Genomic DNA, 20,057 nt, shown 5'->3' on the forward strand with positions numbered 1-20,057 from the left:
CCAAGTACGAGAGTCACCGTACTACGAAATCCTTCGTAGTACGAAGCCTCTCGTACGACGGGGCGGGCTCGCGCGCCGCGACCTGCCCCTGTCAGTGGTCGGGTGCAGACTGGCGGAAAAGCTGCCGTGCAGGACAAAGACGTCCGGAGGTGTCGGCCATGACCGACGTGGTACTGCTCGCGGGGACCCGCAAGGGACTGTTCATCGGCCGCCGGGGATCCGGCGGCGCCTGGGAGTTCGGCGAACCGCAGTTCAACGCCCAGGCGGTCTCCGCCGTCGCCATCGACCGGCGCGACGGCGCGCCCCGGCTGCTGGTCGCCGGGGACAGCACCCACTGGGGACCGTCCGTCTTCAGCTCCGACGACCTGGGCGCGACCTGGCGGGAGCCCGCCGCGGCCGCCGTGAAGTTCCCCGAGGACACCGGAGCCTCCCTTGAGCGGGTCTGGCAGCTCCATCCGGCCGGCCCCGAGGCCCCCGGCGTGGTCTACGCGGGCACCGAACCGGCCGCGCTGTTCCGCTCGGCCGACCGCGGCGAGTCCTTCGAGCTGGTCCGCCCCCTGTGGGAACACCCGACCCGGGACAAGTGGGTCCCGGGCGGCGGCGGCGAGGGCCTGCACACGGTGATCACCGACCCGGGCGACCCGGACCTGGTCACGGTGGCGGTCTCCACGGCCGGGGTGTTCCGGACCACGGACGGCGGGGCGAGCTGGGCCCCCTCCAACCACGGTGTCTCGGCGGTGTTCCTGCCCGATCCGGATCCCGAGTTCGGCCAGTGCGTGCACAAGATCGCCCAGGACGCCGGGGACACCGGCCGGCTCTACCTGCAGAACCACTGGGGCGTCTACCGCAGCGACGACGCCGGGACCCGCTGGACGGACATCGGAGGGGGCCTGCCCTCCGACTTCGGCTTCGCGGTGGCCGCCCACCCGCACCGGCCCGGCACCGCCTACGTCTTCCCGCTCAACGCCGACTCCGACCGCGTCCCGGCGGAGCACCGCTGCCGGGTCTTCCGCACCACGGACGCGGGTGCCAACTGGGAGCCCCTGACGAAGGGCCTGCCGGCCGGGGACCACTACGGCACGGTGCTGCGGGACGCGCTCTGCACGGACGACGCGGACCCGGCCGGGATCTACTTCGGCAACCGCAACGGCGAGCTGTACGCCAGCCAGGACGACGGGGACACCTGGCAGTTGCTGGCCGAGCACCTCCCCGACGTCCTGTGCGTACGGGCCGCCGTACTGGACGGCTAGCGACGGCGGCCCGTACCCGCGTCACCCCCGTCCGGGCGCTCAGCCGGTGAGCGCCCGGGCCTCGAGCAGGGCCTGCGCCAGCTGGCGTACGGCCGGATCCTCGGTGCTCCCGGCCAGCCGTTCCGCGTGCCCGGCCAGGATGCCCAGCGGGACGGCGCCCGGCACCCGCTCCCAGCCGCCGTCGCGCTCACGCAGGGCGGAGGCGAAGTAGGCCGCCGTCGCGGTGACCTGGAACCGGTCGGACGCCCCGGTCCACACGTCGCCGGACAGCGCCGCCGCCTCGATCCGGCCGGACTCCTCGTGCGGCGCCCGGGTGCGCGGGTCCAGCCAGCGCACCGTCGCCGTCGCCAGGTGCCCGGTGGCACCGGGGCGCAGCCGCACCGCGTACAGGGCGGTCACGGTGTGGCCGGAGCCGACCTCTCCCCCGTCCACGGTGTTGTTCCTGAAGTCGCCGTCGGCGACGCGGCGGTCGTCGTAGCCGATCAGCCGGAACCGTTCGACGGTCCCCGGATCGAAGGCGACCTGGGCCTTGGCGTCGCGGGCCCGCAGCTGCACGTGCGCCGGGAGGTCCTCGCAGAACACCTTGCGGGCGCCCTCCGTGTCGGAGACGTAGGTGGTGTGCCCGTCGCCCCGGTCGGCGAGCTGTTCCATGAAGGCGTCGTTGTACTGGCTGCCCACGCCGACGCCGAACAGGGTGATGCCGTGCTTCGTCCGGGCTTCGCCGATCCGGTTCAGGATGGTGTCGGCGGAGGTGGCGCCGGTGTTGGCCAGGGCGTCGGAGAGCAGGACGACCCGGTTGGTGGCGCCGGGCCGCAGCGAGGCGACCGCGACCTCGTACCCGCGGACCACCCCGGCCTCCACGTTGGTCGAGTCGGCGGTGCGCAGTGCGGAGACGACCTCGTGGATCTGGGCCCGGTGGCCCTCGACGCGGGTCATCGGCAGCCGGGTCTGGGCCTTGCCGCTGAAGGTGACGATGGCGACCGAGTCGTCTTCGCGCAGCTGGTCGGTCATCAGCTTCATGGAGCTGCGGACGAGGTCGAGGCGGCCGGGCTCGGCCATGGATCCGGAGACGTCCACGACGAAGGTGAGCGCCGCGGGCGGCCGGGCCTCGGCGCCGTCCGCTCCGCCGTTGCCGACGCGGGTGGCGAGGCCGACCCGGACCAGGGACCAGTTCGCCTCGGTGGTGCGGGCCCCGTCGACGGTGACGGAGAAGCCGTCGCCGTCGGGCTCCTGGTAGTCCTGCCGGAAACTGTTGACGAACTCCTCTGGGCGCACGGTGGCGGGGTCGGGGAGCTTGCCGTCCGCGAGGGTGCGGCGGGCGTACCCGTAGCTGGCGGTGTCCACGTCGAGCGCGAAGGTGGAGAGGTAGTCGGCGGGCGGTGTGGTGGGACGCCGTCCGTCGCTCTCGCCCTCCGTGGATTCTCCGCCGGGCCGGGTGGCGGACGGCCGCGGCCTGGAGTCTCCGCCCTTCCACTCCCCGTCGGCGCTGCGGTTGGAACCGCCGCTTCCGCAGCCGGTCAGCAGGAGGCCGCCGGCGAGGAGCGCGGCGGTCAGTCTGCCGTAGGTTCTCCGCCGGGCCGGGCGGCCCGTGGGGGACGTGCCGGGGGTACTGGGCGTGCGGGGCGCGGCGGGCATGCGGTCCTCGTGGGGCTCCATACGGTCTCCCTCGAACGTCATCGGTGCTGAATGTGACGCCCGGGACGGGGAGTTGGAGCAATCGAACCAGTTGCGAACAGGTATCGAAGCGACAACGGCCGGCCGGGGAGGTGCCGCAGGCCCGTCGATCGTGGCGGCACGACGGGATGCGCGTATCGGGGGCCACCGCCCGCAAGGGGATGCGCCGTTGGCGGGCCGGCACTCGGAAGTGACGCCCCTAGGGCCCGTCGGCTCTGCGGCCCGGCTGGGACCTCAGGCGACCGGCCGGGTGCGGGCCGCGCGGCGCCCGGCCTTCACGGGTCCGAAGGTCTCCCGGTCGTCGAGGAAGCCCTCCAGGGCGAACGTCGCGGCGCCGAGGCTCACGGGATTGTTCCGGACGGCACTGAGCCGGAGTTCCACCGAGTCCAGGGCGTGGGGCAGGGCGTGCCGCGCGACGACGTCCCGTGTCTCGCGGAGCAGCCGCTCCCCCAGCCGCTCGGCCGTCGGACCACCGATCACCAGGACCTGCGGGTCGAAGAGGTTGAGCAGGTCCGCCACGGCCGTGCCCAGGTGGAGGGCGGTCCGGGTGACCGCTTCGACGGCGGCCGGATCGCCCGCGGCGGCGGCGCGGGCGAGGGCGTCCACGACCGCCGCCTCGTCGCCATGGCCGGTCATGGCGCTGTCCGGGGCCGTTTCCCGGACCGTCCTGGCGACGCCGGCGGTACTCACGTACGCCTCGACGCAGCCGCGCTTGCCGCACCGGCACTCCCGCCCCCCGTCGACGAGGCGGGTGTGCCCCCACTCGCCCGCACGGTTGGCCGCGCCCCGGTACAGGGCGCCGCCGATCGCGATGCCCGCGCCGACGCCCCCGCGCAGGGTCACCACCACCAGGTCGCCGACGTCCCGGCCGGCCCCGAACCACATCTCGGCGACCGTGCTCGCCTTGAGCGGGTTGTCCAGGTAGAGGGGCATGCCGAGCCGTTCGGCCAGCAGGGCTCCCAGCGGCACCTCGCGCCAGGACCAGTACGGCGAGAAGACGGACACGCCGCCCTCCCGCTGGACGACGCCGGGGACGCTGACTCCGGCTCCCAGGACCTGGGACGGGCGGGTGCCCGAGGCGGTCATCAGCTCCTCCACGGCGGTCGCGATCGTGTCGACGACATCGGCCGGCCGGACCTCGGAGACCTCCCGGGCATCCTCCAGAGGTAGGGGCAGGGGCATCTCGACGCTGTGCAGCACTCTCAGCTTCATGTCGAACAGCTGGGCCTGGAGGGTCGTTTCGGCCACGTCGATGCCGATCAGCGACCCGCGCCCGGCATTGATCTCCAGGCGTGCCCGCGGGCGCCCGCCGCCGGAGTCCTCGTGCCCGGCCTCGGCGAGCACCTCGGCTTCGAGGAGTTCCGCCACGAGGTTAGCCACGGTCGCGAAGGAGAGCCCGGTGGCCGCCGCGATGTCCTGCCGGGTCACCTGCCCGGGGACCGCGTAGACGCACCGGAGCACGTCGAACCGGTTGCCGCGCCGGATGTCCTGGGCAGTGCGCCTGACCATGTGCCGTTTCCCCCCATGGGTGGTGAGCGATCGGGTGTGGCGAGTGATCGAGATGTGGCGAGTGGTCGCACGAGCTTATTCCAGGTAGTGGAGGAAGAGTATTTACATGGGTTAGACGAAGTCCTAGAGTTTGGCCCCAACTGACAAGGAGCAACGACATGCAATGGACCGCGGTGCCCTGCGCCCCCGAGCCCGGACTCCTGTCCGAAGGGCCGGTCTGGGACACGCACCGACAAGAACTCCTCTGGGTCGACATCACCGCCGGCCTGATCCACCGCGGCGGCCTCGTCGCCCGCGCCGACGGCAGCGGGCTGCCCGACGTGGCACCCCTGTGCACCCTCACCCTCGACCGGCCGGTCGGAGCCGTGGCGCCCTGCGCGTCCGGCGACCTGGTCGCCGCCGCGGGTACCGGCTTCCTCACCATCGGCGCGACGGGCCGCGCCGCCCCTCTCACTGCCCCTTCCCTCCCCTCCGACGGCGTGCGGCGCCGGATGAACGACGCCAAATGCGACCCGCGGGGCCGGCTGCTGGCCGGGAGCATGGCGTACGACATCACCCCCGGCGCGGGCTCCCTGTACCGCCTCGACCCGGACGGCAGCGTCACCACCCTCCTCGACTCGGTGACCATCTCCAACGGCCTCGGCTGGAGCCCCGACGGACGCCGGCTCTACTTCGCCGACAGCGCGACGCACCGCGTCGACGTCTTCGACTACGAGCCGCTGTCCGGCGCACTCGGCGACCGTCGTCCCTTCGCCCGCTTCGGAGCGGGCGAAGAACCGGACGGGCTCGCGGTGGACACCGAGGGCCGCGTGTGGGTCGCGGTCTGGGGCGCCGGCCAGGTCAGGGCCTTTGCCCCGGACGGAACGCCGCACGGCGTCGTCGACGTACCCGCCGCACACGTCTCCAGCTGTGCCTTCGCCGGACCCGACCTCGACGTCCTGGTCATCACCACCGCCCGCGAAGGGCGCGGGCCCGAGCAACTGCGCGCCGAACCGGACGCCGGACGGCTGTTCGTCTGCCGGCCGGGCGCCACCGGGCTGCCGATCGCCCCCTTCGCCGACGCGCCCGCGTCCGGCCCCACGACCGCCCACGATCAACAGGGAGCCCCGTCATGACGGACCTGTTCGACACCGTCACCGCCACCCCGGTGATCGCCATCCTCCGCTCCGGCACGGCCCGGCACTTCGCCGACGTCGCCGACACCCTCCACGCCACCGGGGTGCGCACCATCGAGTTCACGCTCACCACCCCGGGCGTCCTGGCGGCGCTGCGCGAGTACGCGGCGGCCAAGCCCGACGGACTGGCCCTCGGCGCCGGCACGGTCATCACCCCGGCCGACGCCCAGCAGGCGGTGGACGCGGGCGCCACCTACCTCATCACCCCGGCGACCTGCCTGGACGTCATCGCCGAGGGACGACTGCTCGGCGTCCCGGTACTGGCCGGAGCGTTCACGGCGAGCGAGATCCTGTCCGTGTGGCAAGCCGGTGCCGCCATGGTCAAGCTGTTCCCGGCCTCGGTCGGCGGACCGGAGTACGTGAAGGCCGTACGCGCACCCCTCGGAGCGATACCGCTCGTCCCGACCGGCGGCATCGCGCTCGACCAGGCCGCCGGCTACCTCGCCGCCGGCGCCACCGCCCTCGGCATGGGCAGTCCCCTGGTCGGTGACGCCTGCGAAGGCGGCAGCCTGGAAGCCCTGCGCGACCGGACCGCCGGCCTGCTGGAGGCGATCGGCCGATGACCGCGCTCGTCACCCTCGGCGAGGCGATGCTCGTGGTCGCCGCGACCGACCCCGGGCCGCTGCGCAGCGGCTCACCCGCACGTCTCGCCTTCGCCGGCGCGGAGGCCACGGTCGCGATCGGTGTCCGCCGCCTCGGCCACAGCACCTCCTGGACCGGCCGGGTGGGCGACGACGCCGGCGGCACGATGATCCTCGACGGACTGCGCGCCGAGGAGGTCGACATCAGCCGCGTCGTCCGCGACGGCACCGAACCGACCGGGCTGATGCTGAGGGAGCGCCGCACCGCGGACCACACGCGCGTCGGCTACTACCGGCGCGGGATGGCCGGCTCCCGCCTGGTGCCGCAGGACATCGACGAGGAACTGGTCGCCGGGGCACGCGTCCTGCACGTCACGGGCATCACGCCCGCGCTCGGCGACGGCCCCCGGGCGGCGGTCCGAAGGGCCGTCGACCTCGCCCGCGCGGCCGGCGTCACGGTCAGCCTGGACCTCAACTACCGCTCGCTGCTGTGGTCCCGTACGGAGGCGGCCGCCGAACTGGCCCATCTCGTCTCCCGGTCGGACGTCGTCTTCGCCGGTCCGGAGGAAGCCTCGCTCGTCGTCCCCGCTGCGGACCCCGGCGGGATGGCACGTGCGCTGCTGCGCCTCGGTCCCCGCGAGGCCGTGCTCAAACTCGGCTCGCGGGGCGCCCTCGCCGCCGTCGGCGACGAGGTGACCCCCCAGGGCGTCGTCCCCGTCACGCCCGTCGACCCCATCGGTGCCGGCGACGCCTTCGTCGCCGGCTACCTCGCCGCACTCCTCGACGGCGGCACGGTCCCCGACCGGCTGCGGACCGGCGCGGCGTGCGGCGCGTTCACCGTCGCGGCGCACGGCGACTGGGAGGGCCTGCCCCGCCGGGCCGAACTCGCCCTCGTCCACGGCGACGACGTGACCCGCTGACCTCCCCGTGCTGACGTGCCCGTCCGGACTCCCCTCTCCCCTCCACCACACAGGAACCACACCATGAACCGTTTCCACGGGAGGACCGCCGTCGTCACCGGCGCTTCCTCCGGCATCGGCGCCGCCGTCGCCTCCCGCCTCGCCTCCGAAGGCGCGGCCGTCGTCCTCGCCGACATCGCCGTGCAGGCGGGCGAGACCCTCGCGGAGACGATCCGCGACCGCGGCGGCCGTGCCGCGTTCGTCCCCTGCGACGTCTCCGACGAACAGCAGTGGACCGCCCTCCGCGAACGGACGCACGAGCTGTTCGGGCCCGCGGACGTCGTCCACAGCAACGCCTTCGCGCACCGCGACGCCCCGGTCCACGAGCTCGCCCCCGCCGACTGGAACCGCGAGATGTCCGTCAACCTCACGGCGGTCTACTTCGCGGTCCGCACGTTCCTCGGCGACCTGCGCGCCACCCGGGGCTCCTTCGTCGCCACGTCCAGCGTGCACGCGCTGTTCGGCCTGCCCGGCTATCCGGCGTACGCGGCGGCCAAGGGCGGCATGTGCGCACTCGTACGCCAGCTCGCCGTCGAATACGGCCCCGACGTGCGCTTCAACTCCGTACTGCCGGGGCCGATCCTCACCGAGACCTGGGACGGCGTCGCGGAGGACGGCCGCGAACTGTCCGCCCGGGCCACCGTCCTCTCCCGGCTCGGCCGCCCCGAAGAGGTGGCCGCCGCAGTCGTCTTCCTGGCCTCCGACGAGGCCTCGTACATCACCGGAACGAGCCTGACCGTGGACGGTGGCTGGGCCGTCAAGAAGGAGTCCAAGTGAAGATCACCTCCCTGCGTACGTACCTGGTGGCCCCGCGCTGGTGCTTCCTGCGCATCGACACCGACGAGGGCATCACCGGCTGGGGCGAACCCGTCGTCGAAGGCCGGGCGCACACCGTCGCCGCCGCCGTCGACGAACTCTCCGACTACCTGATCGGCAGGGACCCGCTGCGCATCGAGGACCACTGGCAGGTCCTCACCAAGGGTGGTTTCTACCGTGGCGGTCCCGTGCTCTCCAGCGCGGTGGCGGGCATCGACCAGGCCCTGTGGGACATCGCGGGCAAGGCGATGGGCGTCCCGGTGTGGCAGCTGCTCGGGGGCAACGTCCGCGATCGCGTCCGGGTCTACAGCTGGATCGGCGGCGATCGCCCGACCGACGTCGCCGAGGAGGCGGCGGCCCGCCGGGACGAGGGCTTCACCGCGATCAAGATGAACGCGTCGGCGCAGCTGCGCCTGATCGATACCCCCGAGGCCGTGCACGACATCGTCGACCGGGTGGCGAGCGTCCGCGCGGAGGTCGGCAACGGTTTCGACATCGCCGTCGACTTCCACGGCCGGCTCACGCTCCCCATGGCGCGTCGCGTCCTGCCCCTGCTGGAGGAGTTCCTCCCCCTCTTCGTCGAGGAACCGGTGGTGCCGGAACTGAGCGACCGCATCGGCGAGGTCGTACGGTCCACCAGCATCCCGATCGCCACGGGTGAACGCCTCTACTCACGCTGGGACTTCAAGAGCGTGCTCGCGGCGGGCGTGGCCGTCGCCCAGCCCGACCTGTCCCACGCCGGCGGCATCTCCGAGGTCCGGCGCATCGCGGCGATGGCGGAGGCGTACGACGTCTCGCTGGCCCCGCACTGCCCGCTCGGTCCGATCGCGCTGGCCGCCTGCCTCCAGGTCGGCTTCGCGACACCCAACCTCCTGATCCAGGAGCAGAGCCTCGGCATCCACTACAACGACGGCTCCGACCTCCTCGACTACCTCGTCGACCCGTCGGTCTTCCGCTACGAGGACGGCCACGTCGGCCTCCCGACAGCCCCCGGCCTGGGCATCGAGATCGACGAGAAGGCAGTCGAACGCGCCGCCGAGCAAGGTCACCGCTGGCGCAACCCGATCTGGCGCCGCGACGACGGCTCCCAGGCCGAGTGGTGACCGAACTGCGCTGACCCGACGGATCGCATCGTCTCCCGCCGGTAACACGCGAGTCCGGCGCCGCGGTGAGCGGCGCCGGACTCGGGGAAAAGGCTTTCAGTGGGGAAGGCCGACCGCGCGTTCGCCGCTGCGGCGCTGCTGGATGACGACTGCGATGACCAGCAGCGCGCCCTGGGCGACGTTCTGCCAGAAGGTGTTGATGCCCTCGACGGTCAGACCGTTCTCCAGGCAGCCGAGCAGCGCCACCGCGAGGAGGGTGCCACCGATGCCGCCCTTGCCGCCCTTGAGGGCGGCGCCGCCGAGCGCCGCGGCGGTGATGGCCTTCAGTTCGAGGCCTTCGCTGCCGGAGACCGGCTGACCGGAGCCCGTACGAGCCGTCAGCAGGATGCCGGCCACTGCGGCCACCACGCCGATCAGGGTGTAGACGCAGATCAGGTACTTGTTGATGCTGATGCCGGCCAGTCGTGCGGCGGTGTCGTTGCCGCCGATCGCGTAGAGGTTGCGCCCGATGTCGGTGTACTTGAGCAGCAGGTGCACCGTCGCGGCCACGACGATCAGGATCCAGACCATGGCCGGAATTCCGGCGATCTTGCCGCGCCCCAGGAAGACGAAGACGGCGTCGTTGAGTACGTACCCCTGGGCGCGGCCGTCGGACAGCAGCTGGGCCAGGCCCTTGTAGGCGGCGAGGCCGGCCAGCGTGGCGATGGTGGGGTTGACCCGTCCGTAGACGATGACCAGGCCGTTCAGCGCACCGACGAGAACGCCGACGCCGACAGCGGCGGCCATTCCGAGGAAGGCGCCCGAACCCGTCGTGGTGAAGACCATGGCGCTGACGACGGACGCGACGCCGACCTGCGAGCCGACCGAGATGTCGAGTCCGCCGCAGATGATGACCACGGTCTGCACTACGGCGAGCAGCCCGGTGATGGTCGCCGCTTCGGCGATCACCTGCATGTTGGACAGGCTCAGGTAGTTGTCGTTGAGAAGTCCGAACAGGGCGAGGACGACGACGAGTGCGCCGATGAGGCTGATGTTTTGGCCGTCGACGCCGGCCAGGAACCTGGGCCTGCGCGAAGCGCGGCCGTCGCGGCCCCGGGGGCTCTTCGCAGCCGGTACGGGAGTGCTGGTGAGGGTCATGATGAGGCTCCGGCGCCGGAGCCGACGATGTCGTCGGCCATGGCGAGTTCGAGGATGGCTGCTTCGGTGGCTTCGCTGCGGTCGAGTTCGCCGGTGATCCGGCCGCCCTGCATGACGACGATCCGGTCGGCGAGGCCGAGGAGTTCGGGGAGTTCGGAGGAGATGACCAGCACCGCGACGCCCTCGGCGGCAAGGTCGGCGATGATCTGGTAGATCTCCGCCTTCGCGCCGACGTCGATGCCACGGGTCGGCTCGTCGAGGATCAGCACCTTCGGTTTACGGGCCAGCCACCGGGCCAGCACGACCTTCTGCTGGTTGCCGCCCGACAGCTTGCGCACCTCGTGGTCGATCGATGGGGTGCGCACCCTGAGCCGGTCGGAGAACTCCTGGGCGAGCCGGCGTTCGGCCGTCCGCCGTACGAACCGGAAGCGCCGCAGCCGGTCCAGTACGACGAGGGAGGCGTTGTCCTTGACGGACTGCCGGAGGAACAGGGCCTGCGCCTTGCGCTCCTCGGGTGCGAGACCGAGTCCGGCGCGGATGACGTCCCCCGGTCGGCCGCTGCGCAGCGTCACCCCGTCCAGCGTGGCGGTGCCGGCGAGGACGGGCCGGTCGCCCGCGAGCGCCAGGGCGAGTTCGGAGCGGCCGGCTCCGATCAGGCCCGCCAGGCCGACGACTTCACCGGCGTGCACGCGCAGCGAGATGTCGGACACGTCGTCGGTCGTCAGGTTCTGGACGTCGAGGACCAGCCGGTCCGTGGCGACCCGCTGCCGTACGAACATGGCGGACAGATCGCGTCCCACCATCAGGCGGACGAGCTCGCTCTCGTCCGTGGTCCGGGCGTCCTGGACATCGACGAGGCTGCCGTCGCGAAGGACCGCGATGCGGTCGGCGAGTTGGAAGATCTCCTGCATGCGGTGCGATACGTACACGATCGCGATGCCCTCGTCGCGCAGTCGCCGGATGAGCGCGAACAGTGCGTCGACCTCGTGCTCCGACAGGGAGGACGTGGGCTCGTCGAACGCGATCAGCCGGGCGGTGGTGTCACCGGTCAGCGCGCGCATGATCTCTACCAACTGCCGCTGGGCCGGGGTGAGCTGGGATCCGATCAGGTCCGGGTCGAGCACGTGCGCGAAGCCCAGACGGTCGAGGTCGGCCCTGATCCGCCGGTTGAGCTCCGCCCGGTCCAGGAGGCGCCCCCGCTTGCGGGGCAGGGCCCCGGCGTAGACGTTCTCCGCGACCGAGACGTGCGGGACGATCTCGGGTTCCTGGGGGATGATCCTGATGCCGGCGGCGTGTGCGCGGGCCGGGGAGTCGAGCGCGACGGGCTCCGCGTCGACGACCACCTGACCCTCGGTGGGCTGGTGGTCGCCGGTGAGGATCTTCAGCAGCGTGGACTTTCCCGCACCGTTCTCGCCCATCAGAGCGGTGACCTGTCCGGCGGGGAAGTCGAGCGTGACGCCGCTGAGCGCCCGCACCTCGCCGAAGCGTTTGACGATTCCGCGCACCCCGACGGACGAGGAGGGGGATCCCGCGGGTGGCGGGCCGTCAGGGAATCCTGCGGCGGAGGCCGGGTGATGCGATGGGCTCATGTCTCGGTTCACCTCGAAGGCAGAGTGCAGGCGTGGTGGGGAGTGGCCCCGACGCGTCGGGCCCCTCCGGGGGGATGTCCGACGCGTCGGGGAGCGGGAGCACTCAGCCGCAGGTGAGTCCGGCGCTCTTCCACGAGTCCCGGTCGACCATGGTGGTCGGGGCGAAGGCCTCGGCGGGGAAGTCCTTGCCGTTCTTGAGCTTGTCGTACATGGTCTGGACGGCCAGGGCGCCGACGTCCTTGCCGTTGATGAACAGCGCGGCCTTCATTCCGGACGACTTGTCCGACTGCCACTCCTTGCAGGCCAGGTAAGCGCCCAGGCCCACTCCGACGACGTGGTCGGGGCCGACTCCGGCGTTGGCCAGCGCGGTGACACCGCCCATCACGTTCTCGTCGTTGCAGCCCCAGACCACCCAGTTCTTCACGCCCGCGTTGGCGGTGACCGTGGCGGCCATCTTGTCCTGGGCGCCGGTGGGCGTGTTGTCGGTGGGGACGTCGATGGACTTCACGCCGGGAACGGCCGCATCGAATGCCTTCTTCGCAGCCGCGACCCGGTCACCGCAGACGGTCACGTCCTGCTTCCAGGCCGCGGCGACCCGGGTGTCGGCGGCCGTCCAGCCGGCCTTCTTGAACTCGGCGGCGGCACGCTTGCCGACCTCCTCACCCATCTGGGCGCCGCTGAACCCGATCCGGGGGACCAGGTCGCTCTTGCCACAGGCGGCCGGGTCCGGGCCGGTGGAGCAGATCTGGTCATCGGAGGTCAGGAGTGCGACCTTTCCGTCCTTGGCGGTCTCGATGACCTGCGGACCGACTGCCGGGTCCGGCACGACGATGATGACGCCGTTCGTCTTCTGGGCGATCGCCGCCTGTACCTCGCTGACGGTCTTGTTGGCGTCGTTGCCCAGGTTGACGACCTTGAGGTCGATGCCAAGCTCCGCGGCCTTCGCCTTCGCACCGGCGGCCTCGCCGATGAAGTACTCCTGGTCGCCCTGCTTCTGGAGATACGTGATCGAGATCTTGCCGTCGACCTTGGCGACCTGGTCTCCGGTGGAGCGCGCCGTCTGGCCGGACGAGCAGGCCGCGCTCAGTCCGAGCGTGACGAGAAGACCGGTGGCGGCAGCCGCGCGGCGGGGGGCGGATCGGAACATAGGGGGCTCCTTGATGCATGCGGCAACCGCCGCGCCCGGGGGCGTGCGGGGCCGGTCGGAGAGGGAGGAGAGAGGGAGGGAGGAGGGGGACGGGCCGGGAGGCGCGGGGCGCCTCACCTGAGCATCACAATCCATCAAAATCAAACAAACTCAAACGCTAAGCTCCATGACACAACGCATCGCCCGCACCGTCAAGGACTACGGCAAGGCCGAGATGCGTCCGTAATATCCGACCGCTGAATCTCAAATAGCCCAGATTGCAGCCGAGTTGAACCGCATCGCCGTAGGTCATGGCCATGACAATGCTTGACTCGGAGAACCGAACAGAAACCACCATCATCTGCACCCGTGCGGCTCCGGCCGCCCCTCGCGGGGAGACCGGAGCCGTGAACGCGCCTACTGGTTGACGGTGAAGCCCTGGTCCTTTCCGTACTTGACGCTCGCGTCCTGCCAGGCCTTCAGGCCGTCGGAGAGCTTGGTCGGGGAGACGTAGGCCTTTCCGGCGGTGTCGTTGAAGACCGAGTTCGCGTACACCTGGTAGGGCAGGTAGTTCCAGTCGACGCCGACATTACGGGCGGACTCGGCGAAGATCTGGTTGGCCTTCTGGCCGCCGAAGTACGGGAACGGGGCGTCGAGGAACGCCGGCGACTCCAGGTCGGCACTGGTGGCCGGGAAGGCCCCCTCGGCGACGCGGGCGCTCGCCCCGGCGCCCGTGGTCACGAACTCCGTGAAGGCGTAGGCGAGTTCCTTGTTCTTGGAGGCCTTCGGAACGGCGAGCGAGCTGCCGCCGTTCTCCGCGCTCACCTTGGCGCCCTTCGTCCACTGCGGCAGCGGGGCGACCCGCCAGTCGCCGGAGGCGGAGGCGACGCCGGACGCGAGGTTGGCCGGCATCCAGGCACCGATGGAGAGGGTGGCGATGGAACCGTCGGCCAGACCCTTGTACCAGGCGTCGCTCCAGGAGCTGATCGGCGCGACCAGCTTCTCGTCGAGGAGCTTCTGCCAGGTGGCGGTGAACGTCTTGGTTCCCTCGTCGCCGAAGTTCACGGTGACGGCCGTGCCGTTCGTCTTGTACGGGCGGCCACCGGCCTGCCAGATGAGGCTGGTGGTGGCACCGGCGTCGCCCGTGTCGTTCGTGATGAAGATCTTGGGGTCGGCCTTGTGGAGAGCGCGGGCCGCCTCCACGTACTCGTCCCAGGTGGTCGGCACGTTGATGCCGTGCTTGTCAAAGACCTGCTTGTTGTAGAAGAACGCCATCGGACCGGAGTCCATGGGCAGGGCGTGGATGGCCTTGCCGTCGGTGACCGCGTTCCACGGGCCGAGGGTGAAGCTCGTGCCGTACTTCTGGGCTCCGTAGGAGGACAGGTCCTCGACCGACTCGCCGATGGCGAACTGGCCGAGGGCGTAGTACTCGACCTGCGCCACGTCGGGAGCGCCGGAGCCGGCCGCTATCGCGTTCTGCAGGGCGGTGTACTGCTTGTCGCCGGTGCCGGCGTTGACCAGCTCGACATCGACCTTGGGGTACTTCTCCTCGAAGTCCTCCGCGACCTTCTTGAGCGTGGGTTCCCAGGCCCACACCGTCACCTTGCCACCCTTCTCCAGTGCGGCCTTGATGTCCTTCGGGCCGCCGCCGGCACCGTCCGAGGCGTCGGAGCCGCAGGCCGTGGCGGTGAGGGCGAGTACGGAGACGGCGGCGAGCGCGCCGAGGAGTCTGCGGGTGGTGCGAGTTCTCATGGGGTGTGCTCCTGGTCGGTGGTGCGGGAGGGCGTGCGGATGGGCGGAGAGCCGTGACGGGAGGGAGGCCGGGGGTGGGGCAGTCATTCCTTGACGCTGCCGGCGGCCAGGCCGGACTGCCAGAACCGCTGGAGCAGCAGGAAGACCGCGACGATCGGGACGATCGTCAGCAGGGAGCCGGTGATGATGAGGTCGAAGACGGCCTCGCCGCCGGCCGTCTGGGCTTGCGCGTTCCAGGCGTTGAGGCCGAGCGTCAGCGGGTACCAGTCGGGGTCCTTGATCATGATCAGCGGCAGGAAGTAGTTGTTCCAGGTCGCGACCATCGAGAACAGCAGCACCGTGACGGTGCCCGGCATGAGCAGCGGCAGCGCGATCGTGAAGAAGGTGCGCAGCTCGCCCGCGCCGTCGATGCGCGCGGCCTCCAGGAGCTCGGTGGGAACCGCCTCGGCGGCGAAGACCCACATCAGGTAGAGCCCGAAGGGCGAGATCAGGGACGGGATGATCACCGCCCAGGGAGTGTTGGTCAAGCCCATGTTGCTGAACATCAGGAAGGTGGGGACCGCGAGCGCGGTGCCGGGCACGGCCACGGCCCCGAGGACCACCGCGAAGACCGCCCGGCGGCCCGGGAACTCGTACTTGGCGAGGGCGTACCCGCCGAGGACGGCCAGGACCGTGGCGCCGCCCGCGCCGGCGGCGACGTACAGCAGGGTGTTGAGCAGCCAGCGGACGAAGACGCCGTCGTCGTACGTGAGGGTGCGGGTGATGTTGTCCCAGAAGTGTGTGTCGTCGGCGAACCAGAGGCCGAAGGAGTCGAGCAGTCCGTTCTGATCCTTGGTGGCGTTGATGAGGAGCCACCCGAGAGGGAGCAGGGTGTAGACGAGGACCAGGCCGGTGACGACGGTCAGCGGGATGCTGGGCCGAGGGTTGAGCGGGGTGTGCGGGCGGCGCTTGCGGCGCCCGGCCGCCGGTGCGGCAGCCGAGGCTGTCGCCGGGGCGGAGCTCGTAGGGGACGCCGTCGTCGCGAGGGAGGTGGTCATCGGCTCAGCCCTTCCGCATGCCGCGCAGCTGGACCGCGTAGGCGATGATCGCGGTGATCACACCCATCACGATGGCCACGGTCGCCGCGTAGTTGTGCTGCTGGCCCGCGAAGGACAGCGAGTAGGTGTAGAGGTTCGGGGTGAAGTCGCTGGTGATCGCGTTGGGGGCGAGCTTCTGGAGGATGCTCGGCTCGTTGAACAGCTGGAAGCTGCCGATGATCGAGAAGATCGTGGCGATGACGAGCGCGCTGCGGATCGCCGGCAGTTTGACCGAGGTCACGACGCGCCACTCCCCCGCCCCGTCGATCGCCGCGGCCTCGTAGAGCGAGCGGGGCACGACCTTGAGCGCCGAGTAGAAGATCAGCATGTTGTAGCCGACGAACTCCCAGGTCACGATGTTGCCGATGGACGCGAGGACCAGCGAGGGAGACAGCGGGTCGGGCAGTGTGACCCCGAACGCGTCGTTGATGTTGCCGACGAGGCCGAAGCGCGTGCCGTACATGAAGCCCCAGATGAGGCTGGCGACGACAGCGGGAACCGCGTACGGCAGGAAGACCGCCACGCGGAAGAAGCTCTTGCCGTAGAGCCGGCCGCTGTCGATCGCGAGGGCGACGAGCAGGGCGATGCCGAGCATGACCGGCACCTGGACCAGGAGGAACAGGCCCACCCGGGCCAGTCCGTCCCAGAAGCGCGGGTCGGTGAGCGCCTCGCCGTAGTTGTCGAGTCCGACGAAGGAGGTGCCGCCGATGAGCCGGTCCTTGAAGAGGCTCAGGTACAGGGCGTATCCGATCGGCGCGAGGAACACCAGGCCGAAGACCGCGACGAACGGGCCGGCGAATCCCCATCCGGTCAAGGCCTCCTTGCGGAGGCGGGAGCGCGCTCGGCGGCGGGGCGGCGGGGCCGCCTGCGCTGACGTCGACAGGAGCGTCATGGTGGTTCCTTGCGTCGGTGACCGACCGGTCGGGAACGGAGCGGGGAAGCAGGATCTCCGGGCCGGAAGGCTGGAAGAGGTCCGGGCCGATGAGTCGATGTTTACGTAATCATCGCGATGGCTTGATGCTGCACCACCCCCAGATGGGCGTCAAGCACAAAGAGGTAGCGAAGAGGCGGAATTCAGGTGATGAATGCCGGCGGTTCGCGGACTCATCCGGTCGCGGCGGCCGCACGGACTCGCCGTCCTCGCGAGGGTGGTGAGAGAAAACCGCAGGTGGGAACGGAGGCAGTGGGACTCGACCGATATGTCTGCGCCCCCACCCCGGGAGCTGGAGGTGGCGGGGAGAGGAGCTCGGCTTACCGGCGCGACGGAGAGCGCATCGTCCCGTCCCGAGGGCACGCGCCGACGGCCGCACGCGATCCGGCCGCGGCGGCTAGGTGAACGACGGAATCCGTCAGGCGGGCGGAGGCGCCGTGCTGGCCCGCACCACGAGGGTGGGTTCCACCGCGAGTCGCCGGGGGCCGTTGCCGCGGCGTTCGATCTGTTCCAGCAGCAGGGTCACGCAGTGCCGCCCCACCACGTCGAAGTCCTGGTGCACCGTGGTGAGCGGCGGCTCGAAGAAGGGGGCCTCGGGAACGTCGTCGAAGCCCGCCACGCTGATGTCGCCCGGCACGGACCGCCCTGCTTCGTGCATGGCGCGCAGGACGCCCAGCGCCATCTGGTCGTTCGCCGCGAACACCGCCGTGGCGTCGGGGATCTGCGCGAGCGTCCGCCCCGCCAGGTAGCCGGACTCGGCCGTCCAGTCCCCGTACAGCGTCGGCCGTACCGGGGCGCCGGCCGCGACGAGGGTGCGCTCCCAGGCTTCGGCGCGCCGCCGGGCGGCGAAGGAGTCGCGTGGGCCGCTGACGTGGTAAACGGTCCGGTGCCCGAGCTCCAGCAGGTGGCCGACCACGCTCTGGGTGCCGCGGGCCTGGTCGAAGTCGACGTTCGGGTACTCGTGCCCGGTGTCGCCGTCCGCGACCACCACCGGCATCGTGGGAGGCAGGTGCAGCGACGGCGTGTCGAGCATCTGCGATTCGACCAGCACGATGCCGTCGACCGACTGCAGCATGAGGTGCCGGAAGGCCTGCCGCACAGCGGCTTCGGTCTGCGCCCGGATACCCATGAAGTTGACCGAGAAGCCCGCCTCCCGCGCCGCGTCCGCGATGGCACCGAGCGTGCGGGCGTTGCCGTGCGCGCCCACGTCGAAGCTGACCACGCCGATCGCACCGAACTTGCCGGTGACCAGCGCGCGCGCCGCCGCGTTGGGGCGGTAGCCGAGCTCCTGCATCGCGGCCAGCACCTTCGCACGCGTGGCCTCGTCGACGTTGTCGTGGTTGTTGGCCACGCGCGAGACCGTCTGCGAGGAGACTCCGGCTCGCGCCGCGACCTCCGCCATGGAGGGCCACTTGCGGGGTGGGCGCGAGCGGGGCGTTCGCGTTGCCTTGTCCGCCACGTTCGACCGTCCCCTCCGCGAGGCCTCGAGGACGCACGCTGACGCGCCCCATCAAGTCATGTTGACGCAAACAGGGTCCCCCGGTCAAAACCCTGGCCTCTTTCGTCCGAATCCTTGACAGGCTCCCAGGCTCCTCCGAAACTTCCGGCTACACCGTGTTTACGAAAACATTACGGAGATCACGGTGCTCCACACCGTCTGAACGACCGGTCCTCTCCAGGCGCCCCACCTCTCCGGACAACCGGGCGCGGTCGTCCGCCGCGCTGTCCGCGCGGAGCGCCCGGTCCGACGCAACATCACGAGGTATCGCGCCATGCGACTCAAGATCTCCAGGACGGCTGCACTCCTGTGCGCCCTCCTCCTGTCCCTGGTCACCGCCGCGGGCACCGCCCACGCCGCCCCGGTGACCATCGCCAACGGAACCCAGTTCACCGATCCGGCCGGCAACCCCGTGCACGCCCATGGCGGCGGCGTGCTCAAGGTCGGCCAGTACTACTACTGGTTCGGCGAGAACCGGAACACCGACAACACCTTCCGCTACGTCTCCGCCTACCGCTCCACCGACCTGAAGACCTGGGAGTTCCGCAACCACGTCCTGACCGAGGCGTCCGATCCGGAGCTCGACTGGGCCAACATCGAGCGCCCCAAGGTCGTATACAACAGCTCCACCCAGCAGTTCGTCATGTGGATGCACAAGGAGAACGGCTCGGACTACGGTGAGGCGCGCGCCGCCGTCGCCGTCTCGTCCACGGTGGACGGCGACTACACCTGGCGCGGCAGCTTCCGCCCCCTGGGCCACATGTCCCGGGACATCACGACCTTCGTCGACACCGACGGCACGGGTTACATGATCTCCGCCGCCAACGAGAACGCCGACCTGCACGTCTACCGGCTGACCCCGGACTACACGGCCGTGGAATCGCAGGTCCAGCGGCTGTGGCAGGGCAACTGGCGTGAGGCGCCCGCCATGTTCAAGCGCGGGGACGTGTACTTCCTCCTGACCTCCGGCGCCACCGGATGGTCCCCCAACCAGCAGAAGTACGCCACCGCCACCAGCATCACCGGCTCGTGGAGCGACCTGAAGGACGTCGGGGACGGAACGACCTTCCGCAGCCAGACCGCCTACGTCCTTCCGGTCCAGGGCACGAGGGGCACCGGCTACCTCTACATGGGAGACCGCTGGGGCAACTCCATGGGCGGGACGGTCAACGACTCCCAGTACGTGTGGCTGCCGCTCGTCTTCCCCACCAGCACCACCATGACCATGAGTTACTCCCCTCAGGTCACCATCGACACCGCGGCGGGGACCGTGAGCGGGATGAGCGTGCCGTGGGAGTCGCTGACCGCCCGCCTCAGCGGCAAGTGTGCCGACGTGGCGAACTTCGACTCGGCGGACGGGGTCCCGCTCGTTCAGTGGGGCTGTGGAAGCGGTGTGAACCAGCACTTCTGGATCAAGAAGCTGGGCACCGGATACGTCCAGATCATGGCCCGGCACAGCGGCAAGTGCCTCGACGTCGCCGGGGCCTCGACGGCGGATGGCGCGCTCGCCGTACAGAACACCTGCAACGGCTCGGCCTCCCAGCAGTGGAAGGTCCGGACGACGGACGTCGCCGGCTACGTCGAACTCGTTGCCCGGCACAGCGGCAAGTGCCTCGACGTGTCGAACTGGTCGACCGCCGACGGAGCCGCCCTCGCGCAGTGGACCTGCAACACGGGCGACAACCAGAAGTGGCGGCGCTCGGCGGTCTGACCGCCGCGCCCGCCGCGAGACCGGCGCGGGGCGGTCGGCGTCCCCGGCCGCCCCGCGTCACCCACCCGCGCCTCCCGACCACCGCCCGTGAGAAGGCGCGGCGGCGAGCACCGGACCCACCCGCCACCCCGTCCCCTCCCCGGTCCCCCATCCCCCACTCCACTCGAAGG

At 70.9% G+C, this 20,057-nt stretch carries 16 protein-coding genes; 7 read left to right on the plus strand and 9 right to left on the minus strand.

Annotation, left to right across the window (positions count from 1 at the left end; all coding sequences use genetic code 11):
• The first annotated feature begins 158 nt into the window (after window positions 1-158).
• Window positions 159-1,250, plus strand: a complete 1,092-nt coding sequence (locus tag ACODT5_RS21365) for a WD40/YVTN/BNR-like repeat-containing protein (RefSeq protein ID WP_422520918.1) — start codon at window positions 159-161, stop codon at window positions 1,248-1,250.
• Window positions 1,251-1,289: 39 nt separating this feature from the next.
• On the opposite strand, the gene ACODT5_RS21370 is transcribed toward ACODT5_RS21365, so the two are convergent.
• Both ACODT5_RS21370 and ACODT5_RS21375 read right to left on the minus strand, forming a co-directional pair.
• Complete coding sequence (locus tag ACODT5_RS21370; RefSeq protein WP_422520919.1) at window positions 1,290-2,906, minus strand: vWA domain-containing protein; 1,617 nt, start codon at window positions 2,904-2,906, stop codon at window positions 1,290-1,292.
• A 252-nt stretch (window positions 2,907-3,158) separates the two neighbouring features.
• A complete protein-coding gene (locus ACODT5_RS21375; protein WP_422520920.1) occupies window positions 3,159-4,433 on the minus strand; it encodes an ROK family protein in 1,275 nt (424 codons plus the stop codon).
• Window positions 4,434-4,591: 158 nt separating this feature from the next.
• Between ACODT5_RS21375 and ACODT5_RS21380 the strand changes: the two genes are divergently transcribed.
• The 5 genes from ACODT5_RS21380 (at window position 4,592) to dgoD (ending at window position 9,067) form a co-directional block, all read left to right on the plus strand.
• Window positions 4,592-5,548: an SMP-30/gluconolactonase/LRE family protein gene (locus ACODT5_RS21380; RefSeq protein WP_422520921.1), complete on the plus strand. Its 957-nt coding sequence runs from the start codon at window positions 4,592-4,594 to the stop codon at window positions 5,546-5,548.
• Window positions 5,545-6,171: a bifunctional 4-hydroxy-2-oxoglutarate aldolase/2-dehydro-3-deoxy-phosphogluconate aldolase gene (locus ACODT5_RS21385; protein WP_422520922.1), complete on the plus strand. Its 627-nt coding sequence runs from the start codon at window positions 5,545-5,547 to the stop codon at window positions 6,169-6,171. The genes ACODT5_RS21380 and ACODT5_RS21385 overlap by 4 nt, the downstream gene beginning before the upstream one ends.
• The gene (locus tag ACODT5_RS21390) at window positions 6,168-7,109 is read left to right on the plus strand and encodes a sugar kinase (protein WP_422520923.1); all 942 of its coding nucleotides are present in this window, start codon (window positions 6,168-6,170) and stop codon (window positions 7,107-7,109) included. Before ACODT5_RS21385 ends, ACODT5_RS21390 begins: the two co-directional genes overlap by 4 nt.
• 63 nt (window positions 7,110-7,172) lie before the next feature.
• Window positions 7,173-7,925 carry an SDR family NAD(P)-dependent oxidoreductase gene (locus ACODT5_RS21395; protein WP_422520924.1) on the plus strand — a complete coding sequence of 251 codons (753 nt, stop codon included), beginning with the start codon at window positions 7,173-7,175 and terminating at the stop codon, window positions 7,923-7,925.
• Window positions 7,922-9,067 (plus strand): galactonate dehydratase, encoded by a 1,146-nt coding sequence (gene dgoD / locus ACODT5_RS21400; RefSeq protein WP_422520925.1) that lies wholly within the window; start codon window positions 7,922-7,924, stop codon window positions 9,065-9,067. The genes ACODT5_RS21395 and dgoD overlap by 4 nt, the downstream gene beginning before the upstream one ends.
• 96 nt (window positions 9,068-9,163) lie before the next feature.
• Here the strand turns inward: dgoD and ACODT5_RS21405 are convergent, their stop codons facing one another.
• From ACODT5_RS21405 to ACODT5_RS21435, 7 genes are all read right to left on the minus strand, one after another.
• Window positions 9,164-10,204, minus strand: coding sequence for an ABC transporter permease (locus tag ACODT5_RS21405; RefSeq protein WP_422520926.1), 1,041 nt, complete (start codon window positions 10,202-10,204; stop codon window positions 9,164-9,166).
• Complete coding sequence (locus ACODT5_RS21410; protein WP_422520927.1) at window positions 10,201-11,793, minus strand: sugar ABC transporter ATP-binding protein; 1,593 nt, start codon at window positions 11,791-11,793, stop codon at window positions 10,201-10,203. The genes ACODT5_RS21405 and ACODT5_RS21410 overlap by 4 nt, the downstream gene beginning before the upstream one ends.
• A gap of 103 nt (window positions 11,794-11,896) precedes the next feature.
• Window positions 11,897-12,940 (minus strand): substrate-binding domain-containing protein, encoded by a 1,044-nt coding sequence (locus ACODT5_RS21415; RefSeq protein WP_422520928.1) that lies wholly within the window; start codon window positions 12,938-12,940, stop codon window positions 11,897-11,899.
• 396 nt (window positions 12,941-13,336) lie between these two features.
• Window positions 13,337-14,671 (minus strand): ABC transporter substrate-binding protein, encoded by a 1,335-nt coding sequence (locus tag ACODT5_RS21420; protein ID WP_422520929.1) that lies wholly within the window; start codon window positions 14,669-14,671, stop codon window positions 13,337-13,339.
• Between the two features lie 83 nt (window positions 14,672-14,754).
• The gene (locus ACODT5_RS21425; protein WP_422520930.1) at window positions 14,755-15,708 is read right to left on the minus strand and encodes a carbohydrate ABC transporter permease; all 954 of its coding nucleotides are present in this window, start codon (window positions 15,706-15,708) and stop codon (window positions 14,755-14,757) included.
• A gap of 4 nt (window positions 15,709-15,712) precedes the next feature.
• Window positions 15,713-16,639 carry a carbohydrate ABC transporter permease gene (locus ACODT5_RS21430; protein WP_422520931.1) on the minus strand — a complete coding sequence of 309 codons (927 nt, stop codon included), beginning with the start codon at window positions 16,637-16,639 and terminating at the stop codon, window positions 15,713-15,715.
• Window positions 16,640-17,096: 457 nt separating this feature from the next.
• The gene (locus tag ACODT5_RS21435; protein WP_422520932.1) at window positions 17,097-18,080 is read right to left on the minus strand and encodes a LacI family DNA-binding transcriptional regulator; all 984 of its coding nucleotides are present in this window, start codon (window positions 18,078-18,080) and stop codon (window positions 17,097-17,099) included.
• A 370-nt stretch (window positions 18,081-18,450) separates the two neighbouring features.
• Between ACODT5_RS21435 and ACODT5_RS21440 the strand changes: the two genes are divergently transcribed.
• The gene (locus ACODT5_RS21440) at window positions 18,451-19,887 is read left to right on the plus strand and encodes an RICIN domain-containing protein (RefSeq protein ID WP_422520933.1); all 1,437 of its coding nucleotides are present in this window, start codon (window positions 18,451-18,453) and stop codon (window positions 19,885-19,887) included.
• Window positions 19,888-20,057: the final 170 nt, after the last annotated feature.

This window comes from Streptomyces tatrensis (assembly GCF_049310065.1).
In the GTDB taxonomy this organism is placed as follows: Bacteria; Actinomycetota; Actinomycetes; order Streptomycetales; family Streptomycetaceae; genus Streptomyces.